The sequence below is a fragment of the Alcaligenes sp. SMD-FA genome (genome assembly GCF_025960365.1).
In the GTDB taxonomy this organism is placed as follows: Bacteria; Pseudomonadota; Gammaproteobacteria; order Burkholderiales; family Burkholderiaceae_B; genus Alcaligenes; species Alcaligenes aquatilis.
The window spans coordinates 1,076,611-1,095,297 of record NZ_CP110108.1; the positions used below are offsets into that span (position 1 = coordinate 1,076,611).

Here is an 18,687-nt window from a genome sequence, read left to right on the forward strand (position 1 = left end):
CCATGCCACAGTTCGTCTTTCTCTGGACCGATACCTTTGTGCTGGCACTGTTTCTGGCCATGGCGGTCTATACCTGGCGTGTCGTCAAGCGTCCCGCCTTGCGCTCGGCCTGGGCCAGTGTGGCACGTACGCCATCGGCCATGTGTGCCGCTGTTTTTCTGGTCTTTTTTCTGCTGCTTGGTCTGCTGGACTCCATTCACTATCGGCCGCTTTTGCCAGCGGCCCCGGGGCAGGAGGCCAGCACACCCAGTTATGCGCCTGTAGCTCGTTCGGCACTGGATGATGTTTTGAAAGCGGCGGGTCTGACAAAAGTTGAAAAGACGTATTCGGCTCCCTTGGCCCGCTTTCAGTTGACCAAGGAAAGCATGTTGATTGACGGCAAGCCCGTGCGCGACTTCCCGCGCCTGGTCAATGCCGGGGTTGGGATGGACACGCCTCAGGAGCACCGACAGGACCTTCTCCGACTCAGTCTGAAAGGCCTGTCTTGGGGGCTGCTGGCCAGTGTGGTGCTGGCTTTCTTGTTGACGCTTTGGGGGCGCAAGCAATCGATGGAAGCAGGCTGGGGGGCGGCATGGCGTTATTGGTGGCAGGGGCAGGGTTTGGTGAATTGGCGGCTTGTCTGGTTCAGCGCTTGCGCACTGGTGATACTGCTGTGTCTGGTTCTGAGCCTGAGCACGAATTACTACGTGCTGGGTACGGACCGCACAGGTAACGACATCATCTGGCAAGCCTTGAAAAGCGTGCGTACCGCGTTGGTGATTGGCACCTTGACCACCTTTGCCATGTTGCCGCCTGCCATTATCCTGGGCTTGGCCGCCGGATACTTCCGGGGCTGGGTCGATGATGTCATTCAATACATTTACACCACGCTGACCTCCATTCCCGGCGTCTTGTTGATTGCCGCCTGCGTGTTGATGATGCAAGTTTATATCGACACCCATCCCGATAGCTTCGACACCGTGGCTGCCCGTGCCGACCTGCGTTTGTTCATGTTGTGTCTGATTCTGGGCCTGACCGGCTGGGCGGGCCTGTGCCGCCTGCTGCGTGCCGAGGTGTTGAAACTGCGCGAGCTGGACTATGTGCAGGCCGCTCAGGCTTTTGGCGTAGGCCATTTGCGCATCATGTTTCGTCACCTCCTGCCCAATGTGATGCACATTGTGCTGATCACTCTGATTCTGGAGTTCTCCGGTCTGGTGCTGTACGAGGCGGTGCTGTCCTATCTGGGCATAGGCGTGGACCCCAGCATGCCTTCCTTTGGACGCATGATTGATGCCGCCCGCAGCGAACTGTCCCGCGACCCGATTATCTGGTGGGGTTTGGCCGGGGCTTTTGTGATGATGCTGGGGCTGGTTCTGTCCGCGAACATTTTTGCCGATGCGGTGCAAACGGCTTTTGATCCTCGTACCCGCCGATTCAAGACGTTGCGAGTACGTCGCCCAGGAGGAGCCAAAGTATGAGTGAGCTTGAGAACGACTGCGCCGTGAAGCCCTCTGCAACGCCTGCCGTGCTCAATATCGAGGGCTTGGAACTGCGCGTGCAGTCTGATGCCGGTGTGCAAAGCGTGGTACGCAATCTGTCTTTGGCTGTGCAGCGTGGTGAAACCTTTGCCTTGGTGGGGGAGTCCGGCTGCGGCAAAAGCATGACAGCGATGGCGATCCTGCGTCTCTTGCCGGAAGCTGCCTGGATGCAGTCCGGTCACATTGCCTTGGATGGACTGGAGTTGCCGCCTTTGCCTGAGCAACACATGCAGGATGTGCGTGGCAAACGCATCAGTGTGATTTTTCAGGAGCCGTCCACCAGCCTGAATCCGGTCATGTCCATTGGCCGGCAGATCAGCGAGGTGATTCGTCGTCATGCTGTGGCTCCTGCGGGGCAGGAAAGGGCAAGGGCTATTCAATGGCTGGAGCGTGTCGGCATCCCCGGTGCTGCCCAGCGCTACGATGATTTTCCGTTCCAGTTTTCCGGCGGCCAGAAGCAACGCATCATGATTGCGATTGCCTTGGCGGCAGAGCCTGATTTGCTGGTGGCCGATGAGCCAACTACTGCGCTGGATGTGACGGTTCAGGCACAGATTTTACAGTTGCTGGCCGATATACAGAAAGAGATGGGCCTGGCTATTTTACTGATTACGCACGATTTGCTGCTGGTGAAGCAATACGCCGACTATGTGGCCTTGATGCGGCACGGGCAAATTGTGGAAGCCGGGTTGGCCAGCCAGTTCTTTCTGCGTCCCAGCCATCCGTATGCTCGTGAATTGCTCGATGCCATTCCCACTTTTGAAAAACGTGGGCAGCCCTTGTCCCGCGCCATTGCGCCTATTGAAGCCGTAGCGCCGCGCAGTAGCGGCAAAGAGCTGGTTCTGGATATTCAGAACCTGTCTGTGTCCTACAAACAGGCCGGTTCCTGGTGGCGACGCTTGCCCGTAATCCCCGTGGTCAAAGACTTGAGTCTGCAACTGCACAAGGGCGAAACCCTGGCTTTGGTTGGTGAATCGGGTTGCGGTAAAAGCACGGTTGCACGTACCTTGATGCGTTTGCTGGATCACCAGGCGCAGATCAGTGGTCAGGTGCACATGCAGGGGCAGAATATTCTGCAAGTAAAAGGCAAGGCCTTGCGGCAATTGCGCTCACGTCTGCAGATCATTTTTCAGGACCCATATGGATCGTTGGACCCGCGCATGATGGTGGGCGATATTCTCTTGGAAGGCCTGACTGCCTTGCGCCCCGAGCTGGATGCCAAGGCGCGTCGCAAACGAATTGAAACGTTGGTGGAGCAAGTCGGTCTACCCAAGAACGCCCTGGATCGTTACGCGCATGAGTTCTCAGGTGGACAACGCCAGCGCATTGCGATTGCGCGCGCCTTGGCGGTTGAACCTGCTGTTCTGATTTGCGATGAACCGACCTCGGCCCTGGACGTGTCCGTGCAGGCGCAGATTCTGGATTTGATGCGTGAATTGCAAATGGAGCTGGGGTTAGCTTATTTGTTCATTACCCATAATTTCGGGGTTGTGGAGTATCTAGCCGATCGAATTGCTATTATGGCCAAGGGGTGTATCGTAGAGCAGGGCAGTGCGCAGCAGGTTCTGTTCCATCCACAGGAAGAGTTGACGCAGCGTCTGCTGGCCGCTGTGCCCCGTTAAGCCGCGCATGCCGTACTTGCCATAATTGGTTCGCCACTTCCATGTCACAATATGGCGGTTTATTCGCCCATTGATATACACATTATGAGCTTGAAGGTTTTTGATCTTGAGTGCGAACACGGCCATGTGTTCGAGGGTTGGTTTAGCTCACGCGAAAGCTACGATGAGCAGATCAGTCGTGGGCTGTTGTGTTGCCCCGTCTGCAACAGCCATGAGGTCAAACGCAAACTGTCGGCTCCACGTATCAATGTGGGTGCGCAAGAAAGCAGCACCGCTTCTGACTCTGCTCCCGTTCCGCCGCCTTTGCCCTCAACCATGCCCACCGAAGAGCAAATGCGGGTGATTCAAGGCCAGCTCTTGCAGGAGCTACGCTCGGTGATACGCAAGTCGGATAATGTGGGCACCCAGTTTGCCCAGGAAGCGCGCCGTATGCACGAAGGCGATATTGAACCGCGTGCCATCCGTGGTCAGGCCACGGCGCAGGAGTATCAGGAACTGGCCGACGACGGCATTATTGCCATGCCGATTCCTGACTTTCTGGATGATGACCGCCTGCAGTAATGAGCGGCGACATTTCTTTCAGTCTGCGATGCAAGGTGCTGCGATGCAGCCCCAAGGCGCGCGCCGCTTGTGAAATATTTCCCTGATGTTGTTCCAAAGCCTGCTGCACAGCGGCGTATTCCTGTTCCTTCAGGGTTTGTGGCTTGGGGGCGGCAGGGGGGCTTGTTTTCGTGATATTTCGGGCTGCTGGGGCGGCTGGCTCTTGAGCCAGCAGCGGATGCTCGACATGTAAACATGGCAGGGCAGGCAGATCCTGAGCCAACCACAGACGCCCAGGAGAATCTTGCACAATGATTTGCAGCAGTACCGATCGCAGCTGGCGATAATTACCCGGCCAGTCGTAGTTCTGCAGTGTTTGTAAGGCGTCGGGATGGAGCTGGGGTGCCATCTGGCCTTGTGCCAGAACGGCCAGTTCTCTGGAAATATAATCGCCCAGATCGTTGCGCTCTCTAAGACTGGGGACTGTGCAGACATAGTCTTGCAGCCGGAAGTACAAGTCAGCACGGAAGCGGCCATCACGTACCAGTTTTTCCAGCGGCTGATGGCTGGCACTGATCAACTGGAAGTCTAGACGGTGTGTGCGCTCCGAACCCAGTGCCTGAACTTCGCGTTCTTGCAGAACCCGCAGCAGACGGCTTTGCAAAGCGACCGGCATATCACCAATTTCATCCAGAAACAGCACACCGCCGTGTGCTTGACGCAATTTGCCGGCATAACCCTGACGACGCGCACCGGTAAATGCACCGGCTTCATAGCCAAACAGCTCGGCTTCAATCAGGGTTTCGGGCAGGGCGGCGCAGTTAATTGCCACAAAAGGGCCGGACTGCGACTGGCGGCGGCGATGCAGTTCACGTGCCATACGCTCCTTGCCGGAGCCACTGGGGCCACTTAGCAAGATGGACAAGCCCATTTGCATGGCCCGCAACGCTGGTTCCAGCGCCTTTTCCTGCTGTGGAGACAACTGAGTTGTGTCTGCTGTCTCCGTTTGAACGTGTACCGCGCGGGCGGGGGCCGGGGCTTTAGTTGCCGTGCTCAGGTGTAGCGTGACAGGCTGACTTGTGCTTTTCGCCTGCTCCAGTACCGAACGTAAATCCTGGCCGGGCAGTTCCTGCCAGTCCTGGCGCAACATGCGGGCGGCCAGCTCATCGGCGGCCACAATCATGTCGTCTTCCAGAACCAGTCGACCACTGAAAGCGCTATTGAGCAGGCCAGGGTCGGTATGTAGATGCAGCAGGCGGCGGGATGGCGTGCACAGCGACTCCAGCATTTGGCGGCTGATCTGGCGGGCGTACAACTGCGCCAAATCCAGGGCGTAGTGATGCTCCAGCTCCGAAGGCCCGGAAATATCCAGCACCCCAATAATCTGACCATAAGGGTCATAAATGGGGGCGGCGTGGCAGCTTAGAATCCGGTTGTCAGGCAAATAGTGCTGACTGCCGTGAATTTTGATGGGCTGTGCGCAGAACAGGGCGGTGCCTATGGCATTGGTGCCGCGATGGTTCTCGGCCCAGCTTACACCCGCACGCAAGGCAACCTGCTCGGCCCGTTGCAGAAAATGCGGATCGCCCGCTTGTTGTAACACCGTGCCTTGGGCGTCGCACAATAAAACCAGACTGCGATGCGGATGCACCAGCGCGGCCAGATCCTGTACGGCTGCCGAAGAGTGATGCAATAAGTGATGCTGCTGTTCCAGCAACTGTCGCAGCGCACCTTGGCTCATGTCTCTGGGCTCTGCACTTAAGTCCGACTCCATCGTTTGGCAGCGCTCCCAGGATTGACGCCACATGGTTTCGTTGGTTTGCGGGCAAAACGCGTGTAGAGAAGTCATGAATGTGCTCCGGGAGGGGTGTCGCATCCTGCGACAGTGCTCACTTTTTGCGACAGTCGCTGTCGCAGCCTGCGACTGGAGGTTGTTCCATTATGGAGGCGGGCGGGCTTAGGATCGAGTCGGGACAATCGCTAGCTAGTTTGGCACGTTATTTGCTTTAGTTAAATCAGGATAAAGGCACCCCTAACCTTTCCCTGCGGTGTACGTCTGGTGACACCGAACTAAATCAATAAGGAGACATCATGAATCTGTCCGATCTCAAATCCATGGGCCTGGATCTGGAATTTCCCTTCAAGTCCCGTTACGACAACTACATTGGTGGACGTTGGGTGCCGCCGGTCGAGGGTGAGTATTTCGATAACGTCTCCCCCGTTACCGGGCAGGTGTTTTGCCAGGTCGCCCGCTCGGGTGCCGCCGATATCGACCTGGCGCTGGATGCCGCGCACAAGGTACGACACCAGTGGGCCAATACTGCGCCTGCCGAGCGCTCCGCTGTTTTGCTGCGCATTGCCGACCGTATTGAACAAAACCTGGAACGTCTGGCGGTGGCAGAAACCATCGACAACGGTAAACCTATCCGTGAAACCCGCGCGGCTGACTTGCCTTTGGCGGTCGACCATTTCCGCTACTTTGCCGGTTGCCTGCGTGCTCAGGAAGGCAGTCTCTCGGATATCGATGGCACCACGGTTGCTTACCACTTTCACGAGCCTATCGGCGTCGTCGGTCAGATCATCCCCTGGAACTTTCCGCTGTTGATGGCTGCCTGGAAACTGGCACCGGCCCTGGCGGCCGGTTGCCCCATTGTCCTGAAACCCGCCGAGCAAACCCCCGCTTCCATCCTGCTGCTGATGGAAATCATTGGTGACCTGCTACCGGCTGGTGTGCTGAACGTTGTCACCGGTTACGGGAAAGAAGCCGGCCATGCCTTGGCCAACTCCAAGCGTATCGCCAAAATCGCCTTCACCGGCTCCACACCTGTAGGCCGAGAAATCCTGCATGCAGCGGCTGACCGCCTGATCCCAGCAACGGTAGAGCTGGGTGGCAAGAGCCCCAACATCTTCTTTGAAGACGTGATGCAGGCCGATGATGCTTTCCTGGACAAAGCCCTGGAAGGCTTGAGCATGTTCGCCCTGAATCAAGGCGAGATCTGCACATGTCCATCGCGCATTCTGATTCAGGAGTCCATTTACGAACGCTTTATTGAACGCGCCGTTGAGCGAGTCAAACGTATTCAGACTGGTAATCCACTCAATGCCGGGACGATGGTGGGTGCACAGGTTTCCGAGAAGCAGATGGAGCGCATTTTGGGTTACATCAATATCGGTCGTGAGGAGGGCGCACAAGCCCTGACCGGTGGTGAGCGTAATCGTCTGGGCCAGGGCCTGGACAATGGCTATTACATCAGCCCCACGATGCTGCTGGGTAAAAACAGCATGCGTACCTTCCAGGAAGAAATCTTTGGACCCGTGGCCGCAGTGACCACCTTCAAGGACGAAGAAGAAGCTATCGCCATTGCCAACGATACCGAGTTCGGCCTGGGCGCTGGCGTCTGGAGCCGTGACGGCTCGCGTGCCTACCGCGTAGGCCGTGGCGTTGAAGCTGGCCGAGTCTGGACCAACTGCTATCACCTGTATCCTGCTCACGCTGCTTTCGGTGGCTACAAGCAATCCGGCATCGGCCGCGAAACTCACAAGATGGCTCTCAATAACTACCAGCAAACCAAGTGCCTGCTGGTCAGCTACAGCCCGAACGCCCTGGGCTTTTTCTGATCTCTTGATCTATTCGTAGTGCTGTTAGACCTCCCCCCATGCAATATGGGGGGATCCCTTCCTTGCGCGCTTTCAATGCGTATTGCCTTGAAGCGGCAAGGAGCTTCTTCTATCGTTAATTAGGAGTACGCACAATGACTGTCTCTGAGTTTTTCATGACCCCACACAATGTTCTGGGCCCCGGCGCCTTGGATCAGGCTATGCCGATTGTTGGGAGGATGGGCTTCAAAAAGGCCTTGATCATCACAGACTCTGATCTGGCCAAATTGGGTATGGCTAAACTGGTGGCAGACAAGCTGATTGCGCAGGGTATCGATACAGCGATTTTTGATCAGGTACAGCCCAATCCCACTGTAGGTAACGTCAATGCAGGCTTGGAAGCGCTGAAAGCACACGGTGCAGATATGATTGTCTCCCTGGGCGGCGGCTCCTCCCACGACTGTGCTAAAGGTGTGGCCCTGGTTGCCAGTAACGGTGGCAAGATTGCCGACTATGAAGGGGTCGATAAATCCGCCAAGCCGCAACTGCCGCTGCTAGCCATCAATACCACCGCTGGCACAGCGTCAGAGATGACACGCTTTACCATCATTACCGACGAAACCCGCCACGTGAAGATGGCGATCATCGACCGTCACATTACTCCGTTCTTGTCAGTGAATGACTCAGAACTGATGGAAGGCATGCCCGCCTCGCTAACCGCTGCCACCGGCATGGATGCCCTGACTCACGCAGTCGAAGCCTATGTATCGACCATTGCCACTCCCATTACCGACGCCTGTGCGGTGAAAGTTGTCGAGCTGGTTGCTAAATACTTGCCTATCGCGGTGCGTGAGCCGCATAACAAAAAAGCCCGTGAACAGATGGCGTATGCCCAGTTTTTGGGAGGGATGGCATTTAATAATGCGTCGCTGGGCTATGTGCATGCTATGGCTCACCAGTTAGGTGGTTTCTACGACCTGCCGCATGGTGTTTGCAATGCCCTGCTGCTGCCGCATGTACAGGCTTTCAATATGCAAGCGGTAAAAGGGCGTTTGGACGAACTGGGTAAGATATTGTCGGACAACAATCCTGACCTCAAAGGTCTGGATGTGATTGCAGCAATTAAAAAGCTGGCCGATATTGTGGGGATTCCGAAGTCGCTGGAAGAGCTGGGCGTGAAGCGGGAAGATTTCTCAGTTCTGGCTGAGAACGCGCTCAAGGATGTGTGTGGCGCGACTAATCCGATTCAGACGGATAAGAAGACGATTGTGGGTATTTTTGAAGAGGCGTTTGGGGCGAGGTAAGAGCTGGCAGACTGAATACTGTGTTCGTTAAAGTTAGTGGTATCAAGTCTGCCGTTGCCCAGCCCAGAAGGCCACTCGGTGAATCTGGTAGGCAGGAAAAAGGGGCTGTAAAAACAGCCCCTTTTTTGCGCGTACCGCACTGGGCGGCACGACGTCTTTCTTACATCACGCGGCTGCGGTATTCGCCAGTGCGGGTGTCGATTTCGATCTTGTCGCCGATGTTGCAGAACAGAGGCACGCTGATTTCGGTACCTGTGTTGATCTTGGCAGGCTTTAACACTTTACCGGAGGTATCGCCTTTCACGGCAGGTTCGGTGTAGGTGATTTCGCGCACGATGATGGTGGGCAGTTCAACCGAGATGGCACGACCTTCGTAGAAAACGGCCTCAACGGACATGTTTTCTTCCAGGTAGTCCAGGGCGTCGCCCATGCTTTCGGCTTCGATTTCGTACTGGTTGTACTCTTCGTCCATGAAGACGTACATGGGGTCAGCGAAGTAGGAGTAAGTGCATTCGCGCTTTTCAAGCTGGACAACTTCAAATTTTTCGTCAGCTTTGTGCACGGCTTCGCTGTTCGAGCCGGTCAGCAGGTTCTTGAACTTCAGTTTGACAACGGCGGAGTTGCGACCGGATTTGTTGTATTCCGTTTTCTGAACGACCAGAGGGTCGCCATTGACCATCGCGACGTTACCAACGCGCAGTTCTTGTGCGGTTTTCATTAAAAAAACTCCGAATGGGACAGGCTCCGCCAAACGCAGTGTCAGGGAGCTTTTAAGAAGTAATCTGTTATTTTAGCGTTTTCGGGCGACTTGGGTGTAAAAACTCAGCAAACTGCTGGCCAAATCGGCTTGTTCAGCCAGTTTTGTACTATATGCACGGGCTTCTTGTTGCCATAGACGCAACACCTGCGGTTCCAGACTGCGGCGCAAGGCGGCGGCAGCACCGGCCTGATCCGCACTGCTCCAGGCCAGATGCAGGGCTTGAACCGGCTCGGGTAGATTGCCGGTATCCAGCCAGGCTTGCAGCTTGTCCAGATGGGCCTGTTCTTCCTGTACGTAGGGCTGCCACAGCATGGGTTGCCCGGCCCAGATGGCACGTACCAGGGAATCTTCGCCACGTACTATATTCAGTGCGCTACGCCATAGCAGGGCATCAAAGTCGGCCTGATTCACAGCAGGGATGCGTTGGATCAGCAGGTGGCCTTTGGCTAATTCCGGGAGGTGCTGGGCAACGGACTCGGGCACCAGCAGCAGGGTTTTCTGCTGTAGCGAGGACAGCACTTCGGGCAGAGCCAGCACGGGTGCATCGGGATAGCAGAACAGGAACATTTGCTGCATCTCGCCCTGGAGCAGGGCTTGGACGTGTTTCTGCGATACGCCCAGACGGTTCAGCATGGCCTGATAGGCCGTATCGTCCTTCAAGAAGGTGTCGCGGCGGGCCAGCAGATCGCTTTCACGCAGCAGGCCCCCTGTTTGCGGGACAAAGCCGGGAAAGAAGAAATATTTGTTCGCCCCACCTGCTTGCGGGGAGGGCAGGCCGTGGCAGCCCTGTACCCAGGGCTCGGCGCTTAGGTAATCCAGATTGATCCACACATGGCTGTCGGCCTTCAGTTGCCGAGTCATGGTCTCGGGCGGCTCGCAGGCAAAGGCCTCGATGACGAAGGGGTGTGGCGCGGGGTAGTCTTGGCGCGCGTTGTGCCAATGTTCGATATCTACACCTTGTAGACGCTGGCTTTGCAGGCTGCTTTGGATTTCGGACTGGATGCGGCTAAAGCTGTGCAGATCATCCACCCACAGGCGTAGCTGGGCGACCTCGGGTCTGGCAGCCAACTGACGGGCCAGCCGCCAGCACACGCCTATATCCCCCAGATTGTCGATAACACGGCAAAACAGGTCTATGGATACAGGCTGGGAAACAGTAGCGGTGTTCAATTTAGTGCAGTTGTACGGGGTCCAGATCGATTTCGTCCGGCAGTTCCGGGTGCTGCATCTCGCCGTTAATGTCCGGAAAGAAAGGCGCGTTGCAATCGTCGCAGGTCTCGGTGGAGTGTAGGCCCGGCAGGCGCTGAATCTGGACCAGGCCCAGGGTACTGAGCAGGGCAGCAATGACGTCCGGGATGTCGACATGGTCATCGCTGTGGAAAGAGGACTCGGCCTCTTCCTGACTTAATACAGGCCAGATACAACCATAAATGACGGTAGGCGAGGAAATGGTGCTAAAACCCACGCGGTACTCTTCAATCTGCTCTTCACCGCAGGCGACGATGACGGCACGCAGTTGGTCGGGCGAGAGCTTGACCGCCGTTTGCAGCCAGGTGATGCCAGCCTTCAGAGCCAGTGGGCGAATCTCACGGTCCGACTCGCGGTTGTTCATGTAATACGCGTTAGGAGCCAGAAACTGCAGTTGGCAGCCGGTAAACAAAGGCGTGACGATGGCGGAATAACGCGCTACCCATTGTTCGACGCAACGCAGGTGCTCAGCTTGCAGATTGTCGCTGGATTGCTGCCAGCGAAACAGGGCTTGGCCTACCGGAGCCATGACTACGCCAATCAGAAAGCGGGCGTCGGCCAGCAGGCTGCTGGCTTCTTCTGGCTTGTTCACAGGGGCAGGGTCTTGGCTGTGGCCCAAGGCTTGCGCGGTCAGGCTGCGCGTCCACGCGTAGGCTTGCTGATAGGTTTGCGGCATCTCGTCGTAATTGACCAGATTGGGCAGCAGGGCGCACATTGTGCCTTCGGCCAGAACGGTGGCGCGTAAGGACTCTTCCAGTTCCTTGTGCTGTTGGGGCTTGAGTTCGCCTTGGGGTAATTGATAGCGTGTCCAGGCGGTCAGCGGAGCTGAAAACAGCAAGGCGTCGTACAACACGCCTTCATGCTCGATTTGCTGACATTCGGCGTGGGACTCGGCCAGTTCCATTAAAATTTCGTAATGCTGACTTTGCTGTTGGCTGCCCAGCAGTTCCAGCGTCTGTTCAACAGCCGTATTACGTCGTCCGCTATAGAGCTTGTCCAGCAATTTGGCGGTCAGCCCTTGCCAGTAGCGGTCTTCGATCTGCGAGCCAGAACGAACCAGCGCGTCCGTGTAATTGAGCAGCCGCTGGATTTCTTTGGGTTGTTGGGCGAGCAGTTTGGAGTTGAGTTGCGACATGGACATACAAAACCGGTAGAGGGACAGCTTAGTTTACCCTTTGCTACGACCGGGGTGTGTGAATGAGGGAAGCTCCCTAGAAAGGAGCGTGAGGCAAAAAACCGCCGCATCCGGAAATGCGGCGGCTTCTGTTGTGATGCGACTTGGCTGAGATCAGTACAGTACCCTGGGCAGCCAGAGGCCGATGTCAGGGAACAGGTACAGGACGATAATCGCCAGGATCTGGATCCCCATGAAGGGCAGCATGCCCAGGAAAATCTGGTTCAGGGTGACATGGGGTGGCGAGACGCCTTTCAGGTAGAAGGCCGACATGGCAACCGGCGGCGACAGGAATGCCGTCTGCAGGTTCAGTGCGACCAGCAGACCGAAGAACAGCGGATCGATCTGGTAGTGCGCCAGCAGCGGCAGGAAAATGGGCATGAAGATAATGATGATCTCCGTCCATTCCAGTGGCCAGCCCAGCAGGAAAATAACAACTTGAGCCAGGATCATGAACTGGATGGGCGTCAGATCCATCGACAGCACCCAGTTATTGATCAGTTCTTGGCCGCCCAGCAAGGCGAAGGCGGCCGAGAAGATACTGGAGCCGACGAACAGCCAGCAGACCATGGCACTGGTCTTGGCGCTGAGGTACACCGATTCGCGCACCATGGAAAAGTTCAAGCGGCGATAGGCAAAGGCCAGCAGGATGCCGCCCAAGGCCCCCAAGGCCGCCGCCTCGGTGGGGGTACAAAGGCCGACGATGATACTGCCCAACACGGCCAGGATCAGCATGGTCAGCGGAAAGAAGGAGCTGAGCAGCATCTTGAAGATTTCCAGCCGAGCGAAATTCAGCATGGCGTAGTAGAACAGCAAGGCCAGACTGCCCACGATCAGAAAGATCCAGAATGTCATCGGCGCAGCCTGGCGCTCTGCTGTCCTGGCTTCTTCGGTGGCCGCTGCCTGCGGGGCGGGAGCCCCTGTACCCAGCTCGTTTGTACCCAGCGAAACGAGTGGCTCACTACCTTCGGGTTCGGACAGACCGCCAGCCCCCGGAGGTTCTGCCAGCCCGCCGCCACTGTAGTCATTGTCGAAACTACTGAAACCGCCGCCCATTTCCTGCAGCTCGTAGTGCTCGGCGGTCTTGGGCGCGGTGACCGATTGATAGCTAAAGCCCATGACAGCGAGGAAGATTGCAGCGGGCAGCAGGGCGACTGCCAGATTTTTTAACAGCAGCTTCATGGGTACATCGACATTGCGAGGCCCCTTCATGGCGCTGATCAGGCCGGGCACAGCACGGTCCGTGATGGTTTCCTTGATGGTTTGCGCGAAGGCGGGCAGTGGCACAATGCGGTCTTCCGCCGAAAGAGGGGGCGCGACGCTGGGCTTGAGCTTGGCCAGGATGATCACGTACAGCACGTACATTACGGCCAGCAAGAGGCCTGGGAAGAAGGCTCCAGCATACAGTTTCACGACCGAGACACCGGCGACAGCGCCATACAGGATTAGCAGCACGGAGGGGGGCAGCAAAATACCCAGGCAGCCTCCCGCAGTAATGGAGCCGGCTGTCAGTTGTACGCTGTAGCCCGCCCGCAGCATCGCGGGCATGGCCAGCAACCCCATCAGAGTCACCACCGCACCTACAATGCCAGTGGCTGTGGCAAAGATGGCGCAGGTGGCAATAGTGGCCACCGCCAGCGAACCAGGGATTCGTGCCATGGCCAGGTGCATGCCCTGGAACAGGCTTTGGATCAGGTTTGCGCGTTCAACCAGATAGCCCATGAAGATGAACAAGGGCACCGCAATCAGGACATCGTTGGTCATGACGGCGTAGGTGCGCAGAACCATTAGGTCCAGGGTCTGCTGGATAGCTTGCTGTGTGCCCATGTTGCGGTACGCAAGCCAGGTAAAGATCACTCCCATCCCCATCAGCGTAAAGGCTGTGGGAAAGCCCAGCATGATGGTGACGACAATCAGGGCCAGCATGAGCAGGCCCAAATGACCATTGGTCATGTCCGCAGGTGCCGGCATGAACACGGCAATGCTCAGAACAATGCCGATCAGGATAGTAAGCCCGAACCAGATTTCTTTTCTCATGTCGGACTCCCTTTTTTGCCGCCGACTTTGACAAAGGCATCCAGTTTTTTAATATCGTCGCTGTTGACGTCCACCATGTCCATGAGCTTGTCCACATCGACTTCTTCAACGTCCTTGTCGCGCGAAGGCCATTTCCCGTCCCGCAGACAGCGCACGCAGTACACCATTTCCACAAAGCTTTGCAGTAGAAGGCACAAGCCTGCCAGCGGGATGATGGCTTTGAACGGGTAGATGGGCGGTCCGTTAGCCGTAATGTTCGAGTGCTCCATGATGGCCCACGACTCGGCAGCGAAGTAGTAGCCGGCCCAGAACATGGCGACCACACCGGGAATAAAAAACAGGATGTACAGGACCAAGTCCAGGCCCGCCTGCAGGCGGGGCGGGAAAAAACCGTACAGCACATCCCCACGGACATGGCCGTTCTTGGAGAGCGTATAGGCGCCGGCCATCATGAACAGGCTGCCATACAGCATGTTCATCATGTCAAAGGCCCAGGCGTGCGGGTTGGATAAAACGTATCGAGAGAAAACCTCGAAGGAAACGAACAGGGTCAATGCCAGGATTAGCCAGCCGAACAACTGGCCTATCCACGTATTGAACCGGTCGATAAAGGCCAGGATTTTCTGCATGGTCGGGTCACCTTGCTGGCGCGGAAAGGGTCTGATGTGTGTCGACTGCGGCTTTGGGCGCGGCCGGCCTGGAGTCAGGGAGGAGACGTCATCCACATCCGAGTAGACGGGATGACGCGGTACGATTGCCGATAGGAGCTAGCTTTAGGCTTGGGGGGCCTTGCGGCCGAAGTAGTGGTTGTAGGCCATACGACGGTTATTGTTGGTGTCCATGTCCCACGCCATGGCACGTGCCGCGAATGCGCGTTGCGACGCGTCGATTTCCTTGAAGAGGGGGTTGGTCTCCGCCTTTTTGGCGATGATCTGGTCCCAAACAACCAGTTGTTGCTGCAAGATGGCGTCAGGCGTTTTGTAGAATTTGACGCCGTCTTCCTTTTGCAGGCGCTGGTAGTCTTGCGAGTAACGGTCAACCGCCTTCCAGGACATGTCGGCCGATGAGGCCTCGACCGCGTTGTCGACAATGGCTTTCAGTTGTGTCGGCAAGGCGTTGTATTTGTCCTTGTTGAACATGATCTCGAAGGTTTCGGAGGCCTGGTGAAAGCTTTGCAGCATGCAGACCTTGGACACGTCCGGAAAACCCAGGGCGCGGTCTGATGTGGCGTTGTTGAACTCGGCACCATCGAGCAGGCCGCGGTCCAGGGCGGGGACAATTTCACCGCCTGGCAGCGCGTTGACGGCAGCCCCCATTTCGGTGAACAGGTCGATAGCCAGGCCATTGGTACGGAATTTCAGGCCCTTGAGGTCTTCGGTCTTGGCGATGGGTTTTTTGAACCAGCCGAACGGTTGTGTGGGCATCGGGCCGGTCAGGAACGAGACGACATTGCCACCGATGGCATCGTACAGCTTGGCCAGCAACTCCTTGCCGCCACCGTATTTGTGCCATGCCAGCACCATATTGGCGTCCATGCCGAAGGCCGGACCAGACGAAAATAAAGCCAGGGCATTTTGCTTGCCGTAGTTGTAACCCAGTACGCCGTGGCCGCCGTCCAGCGTTCCCTTGGAGACGGCATCCAGCAGGCCAAAGGCCGGTACCACTGCCCCGGCGGGCAAGACTTCGATTTTCAGGTCTCCACCGGTCATATCGTTGATTTTCTTGGCAAAATCGAGGGCGAATTCGTGGAAGATGTCGACGGTGGGCCAAGTGCTTTGAAAGCGGAAGTTGATGGGACCCTGCGCGCGAGCGATGGCAGGAAAGCCCATCGTTGCTGCAGCCGCGGTGCCGACTGCCGCACCGCCCAGGAACTTGCGCCGAGATGCGCCAGTGTGTTCGTGTGGCGCGGTGCTTTTTTTGATCCTGTTTCTCATGAGGTGTGTCTCCGAAGTGGCTGTAAGCGTTCGAGAGCAAACTGCAGCAATCCGATACTGTTTTTCAGCTTTTCTTCAGTTTGCTTTCAGCTTTATAGGCGATTCAAACGCCAGACGTACATAAGGAGTAACCACAATGATAGTAGGGGTATACCCGTGGGCAGCCAATCGTGCATATGTGCACGGCCAACGTCGGCTGACGCTTGATACCCAGGCTTTTTTGTCTGTGTCTTGACAGGTGGATCATTTCAAAGGGGCAAAGAAAAACGCCTTCGCCGCATGAAGCGGCGAAGGCGTTTTTTGCAAGCGCTAGGGCTTACAGACCTACGGAGTCAGCAATTTCCTTGAACTCTTCGATCTGGTCGAAGTTCATGTAGCGATAGATGTCTTCGCTATTGGCTTGCAGGACACCCATGTCGGCCAGGTACTCTTCGCGGGTCGGGATGCGACCCAGACGCGAGCAGATGGCGGCCAGTTCAGCCGAACCCAGGAACACATTGGTGTTCTTGCCCAGACGGTTGGGGAAGTTACGGGTACTGGTGGACATGACGGTGGCGCCTTCGCGAACCTGTGCCTGGTTACCCATGCACAGCGAGCAACCGGGCATTTCCATACGAGCACCAGCCACGCCCAGAACGCCGTAGTGGCCTTCTTCGCTCAACTGTTGCTGGTCCATCTTGGTCGGAGGAGCGACCCACAGACGGGTTGGAATGTCGCGCTTGCCTTCCAGCAGCTTGGAGGCAGCACGGAAGTGACCGATGTTGGTCATGCAGCTACCGATAAACACTTCGTCGATCACGGTGCCGGACACGTCGGACATGGTTTTCACGTCATCAGGGTCGTTGGGGCAAGCGACGATAGGTTCGTGGATTTCAGCCAGGTCGATGTCGATAACAGCCGCGTACTCAGCGTCTGCATCGGGTTCCAGCAGCTCAGGGTTGGCCAGCCAGGCTTCCATGTTCTTGATACGACGCGAGATAGTGCGCTCGTCCTCGTAGCCATTGGCAATCATCCACTTGAGCAGCGTGATGTTGCTGTTCAGGTATTCGATGATGGGCTCTTTGTTCAGACGAACGGTACATGCAGCGGCGGAACGCTCAGCCGACGCGTCGGACAGCTCGAAAGCCTGTTCGATCTTCAGGTTAGGCAGACCTTCGATTTCCAGGATGCGACCGGAGAAGATGTTCTTCTTGCCGGCTTTTTCCACGGTCAGCAAGCCTTGCTTGATGGCGTACAGAGGAATGGCGTTAACCAGGTCACGCAGCGTGACGCCGGGCTGCATTTCGCCCTTGAAGCGCACCAGTACGGATTCTGGCATGTCCAGAGGCATCACACCGGTAGCCGCAGCAAAGGCCACCAGACCGGAACCGGCGGGAAAGCTGATGCCGATAGGGAAACGGGTGTGCGAGTCGCCACCGGTACCCACGGTATCGGGCAACAACATGCGGTTCAACCAGGAGTGGATGATACCGTCGCCTGGACGCAGGGAAACACCACCACGCGTGCTGATGAAAGCAGGCAGTTCGTGGTGAGTTTTAACGTCCACAGGTTTGGGGTAAGCGGCGGTGTGGCAGAAGGACTGCATCACCAGATCGGACGAGAAGCCCAGGCAAGCCAGGTCTTTCAGTTCGTCGCGAGTCATTGGGCCCGTGGTGTCCTGGCTGCCAACGGTGGTCATGCGTGGTTCGCAGTAAGTACCGGGGCGCACGCCTTGACCTTCAGGCAGGCCGCAAGCACGGCCAACCATCTTCTGGGCCAGGGAGAAGCCTTTACCGGAGTCGGCAGGGCTTTGTGGCAGGCGGAACAGGGTGGTTGGGGGCAGACCCAGTGCTTCACGAGCACGGGTGGTCAGGCCACGGCCAATGATCAGGGGAATACGGCCACCAGCGCGCACTTCGTCGAACAGCACGTCGGACTTGACCTGGAATTCGGAGATCAGTTCGCCATTTTTGAAGGCTTTGCCTTCGTAGGGACGCAGCTCAACCACGTCGCCCATTTCCATGTTGGAAACGTCCAGCTCGATAGGCAAGGCACCGGCATCTTCCATTGTGTTGTAGAAGATAGGAGCAATCTTGCTGCCCAGACATACGCCACCAAAGCGCTTGTTGGGAACGAAAGGAATGTCTTGGCCGGTGAACCACAACACGGAGTTGGTAGCCGATTTACGCGAAGAGCCGGTACCGACCACGTCACCTACGTAGGCAACCAGGTGGCCCTTTTCTTTCAGGGATTCGATAAAGCTGACAGGGCCTTTCTTGCCGGGCTCTTCAGGTTCGATACCTGGGCGTGGGTTCTTCAGCATGGCCAGCGCGTGCAGCGGAATGTCCGGGCGGCTCCAGGCGTCAGGGGCGGGGGACAGATCGTCCGTGTTGGTCTCGCCGGTGACTTTGAAAACAGTGACGGTCAGGCTTTCGGGGACTTCAGGACGGCTGGTGAACCACTCGCCGTCGGCCCAGCTTTGCAGCACTTCTTTTGCAAAGGCATTGCCCTTTTCGGCTTTTTCCTGAACGTCGTGGAACGAGTCAAACATCAACAGGGTGTTTTTCAGACCGTTGGCAGCGATCTGGCCCAGTTCGGGCGAATCCAGCAGATCGATCAGAGGGCTGATGTTGTAGCCACCCAGCATGGTTCCCAGCAGCTCAGTGGCACGCTCGCGGCTGATCAAGGCACAGGTTTCTGTGCCCAGCGCGATAGCGGCCAGGTAAGAGGCTTTGACTTTGGCAGCATCGTCTACACCGGCGGGGACGCGGTGCGTCAGCAGGTCGACCAGAAATGCTTCCTCACCGGCAGGTGGGTTCTTGATGAGCTCGATCAGCTCGGCGGTCTGCTGAGCTGACAAAGGCAGCGGGGGAATGCCCAGAGCAGCGCGCTCGGCAACATGTTCGCGGTAAGAGTCCAGCATAGTGCGGGTGCCTATCGGTAAATGGTTGATATGAAAATGCAATAAATCGCGT

13 protein-coding genes are annotated in these 18,687 nt (G+C 56.9%); 5 read left to right on the top strand and 8 right to left on the bottom strand.

The genetic code is table 11. The features are described from left to right. Positions 1 to 2 precede the first annotated feature (2 nt). From OKX01_RS04990 to OKX01_RS05000, 3 genes are all read left to right on the top strand, one after another. Positions 3 to 1,457 carry an ABC transporter permease gene (locus OKX01_RS04990; protein ID WP_094195930.1) on the top strand — a complete coding sequence of 485 codons (1,455 nt, stop codon included), beginning with the start codon at positions 3 to 5 and terminating at the stop codon, positions 1,455 to 1,457. Continuing rightward, positions 1,454 to 3,139 (top strand): ABC transporter ATP-binding protein, encoded by a 1,686-nt coding sequence (locus tag OKX01_RS04995; protein ID WP_249461431.1) that lies wholly within the window; start codon positions 1,454 to 1,456, stop codon positions 3,137 to 3,139. Before OKX01_RS04990 ends, OKX01_RS04995 begins: the two co-directional genes overlap by 4 nt. A gap of 84 nt (positions 3,140 to 3,223) precedes the next feature. Further along, entirely contained in the window at positions 3,224 to 3,700 is a 477-nt protein-coding gene (locus OKX01_RS05000; RefSeq protein ID WP_108727927.1) for a DUF1178 family protein, read from the top strand. Here the strand turns inward: OKX01_RS05000 and OKX01_RS05005 are convergent. Next, entirely contained in the window at positions 3,651 to 5,528 is a 1,878-nt protein-coding gene (locus OKX01_RS05005) for a sigma-54-dependent Fis family transcriptional regulator (RefSeq protein ID WP_264672571.1), read from the bottom strand. The two genes, OKX01_RS05000 and OKX01_RS05005, sit on opposite strands and share 50 nt — an antisense overlap. A gap of 242 nt (positions 5,529 to 5,770) precedes the next feature. Between OKX01_RS05005 and OKX01_RS05010 the strand changes: the two genes are divergently transcribed. Together OKX01_RS05010 and OKX01_RS05015 are read left to right on the top strand one after the other, a co-directional pair. After that, on the top strand, positions 5,771 to 7,297 hold the full coding sequence (locus OKX01_RS05010) for an aldehyde dehydrogenase family protein (RefSeq protein ID WP_094195934.1): 1,527 nt from the start codon (positions 5,771 to 5,773) through the stop codon (positions 7,295 to 7,297). A gap of 134 nt (positions 7,298 to 7,431) precedes the next feature. Beyond that, positions 7,432 to 8,580, top strand: a complete 1,149-nt coding sequence (locus tag OKX01_RS05015) for an iron-containing alcohol dehydrogenase (RefSeq protein ID WP_125276948.1) — start codon at positions 7,432 to 7,434, stop codon at positions 8,578 to 8,580. 160 nt (positions 8,581 to 8,740) lie between these two features. On the opposite strand, the gene efp is transcribed toward OKX01_RS05015, so the two are convergent. The 7 genes from efp to acnB form a co-directional block, all read right to left on the bottom strand. After that, on the bottom strand, positions 8,741 to 9,298 hold the full coding sequence (efp, locus tag OKX01_RS05020; protein ID WP_003802564.1) for an elongation factor P: 558 nt from the start codon (positions 9,296 to 9,298) through the stop codon (positions 8,741 to 8,743). A 72-nt stretch (positions 9,299 to 9,370) separates the two neighbouring features. Further along, positions 9,371 to 10,510, bottom strand: coding sequence for an elongation factor P maturation arginine rhamnosyltransferase EarP (gene earP, locus OKX01_RS05025; protein WP_264672572.1), 1,140 nt, complete (start codon positions 10,508 to 10,510; stop codon positions 9,371 to 9,373). Position 10,511: 1 nt separating this feature from the next. Beyond that, the gene (locus OKX01_RS05030) at positions 10,512 to 11,723 is read right to left on the bottom strand and encodes a DUF2863 family protein (protein ID WP_238988581.1); all 1,212 of its coding nucleotides are present in this window, start codon (positions 11,721 to 11,723) and stop codon (positions 10,512 to 10,514) included. Positions 11,724 to 11,876: 153 nt separating this feature from the next. Continuing rightward, positions 11,877 to 13,799: a TRAP transporter large permease gene (locus tag OKX01_RS05035; protein ID WP_264672573.1), complete on the bottom strand. Its 1,923-nt coding sequence runs from the start codon at positions 13,797 to 13,799 to the stop codon at positions 11,877 to 11,879. After that, positions 13,796 to 14,428 carry a TRAP transporter small permease subunit gene (locus tag OKX01_RS05040; RefSeq protein ID WP_094195938.1) on the bottom strand — a complete coding sequence of 211 codons (633 nt, stop codon included), beginning with the start codon at positions 14,426 to 14,428 and terminating at the stop codon, positions 13,796 to 13,798. The genes OKX01_RS05035 and OKX01_RS05040 overlap by 4 nt, the downstream gene beginning before the upstream one ends. 144 nt (positions 14,429 to 14,572) lie before the next feature. Beyond that, positions 14,573 to 15,733, bottom strand: coding sequence for a TRAP transporter substrate-binding protein (locus OKX01_RS05045; RefSeq protein WP_094195939.1), 1,161 nt, complete (start codon positions 15,731 to 15,733; stop codon positions 14,573 to 14,575). A gap of 316 nt (positions 15,734 to 16,049) precedes the next feature. Then, on the bottom strand, positions 16,050 to 18,635 hold the full coding sequence (gene acnB / locus OKX01_RS05050) for a bifunctional aconitate hydratase 2/2-methylisocitrate dehydratase (protein ID WP_094195940.1): 2,586 nt from the start codon (positions 18,633 to 18,635) through the stop codon (positions 16,050 to 16,052). Positions 18,636 to 18,687: the final 52 nt, after the last annotated feature.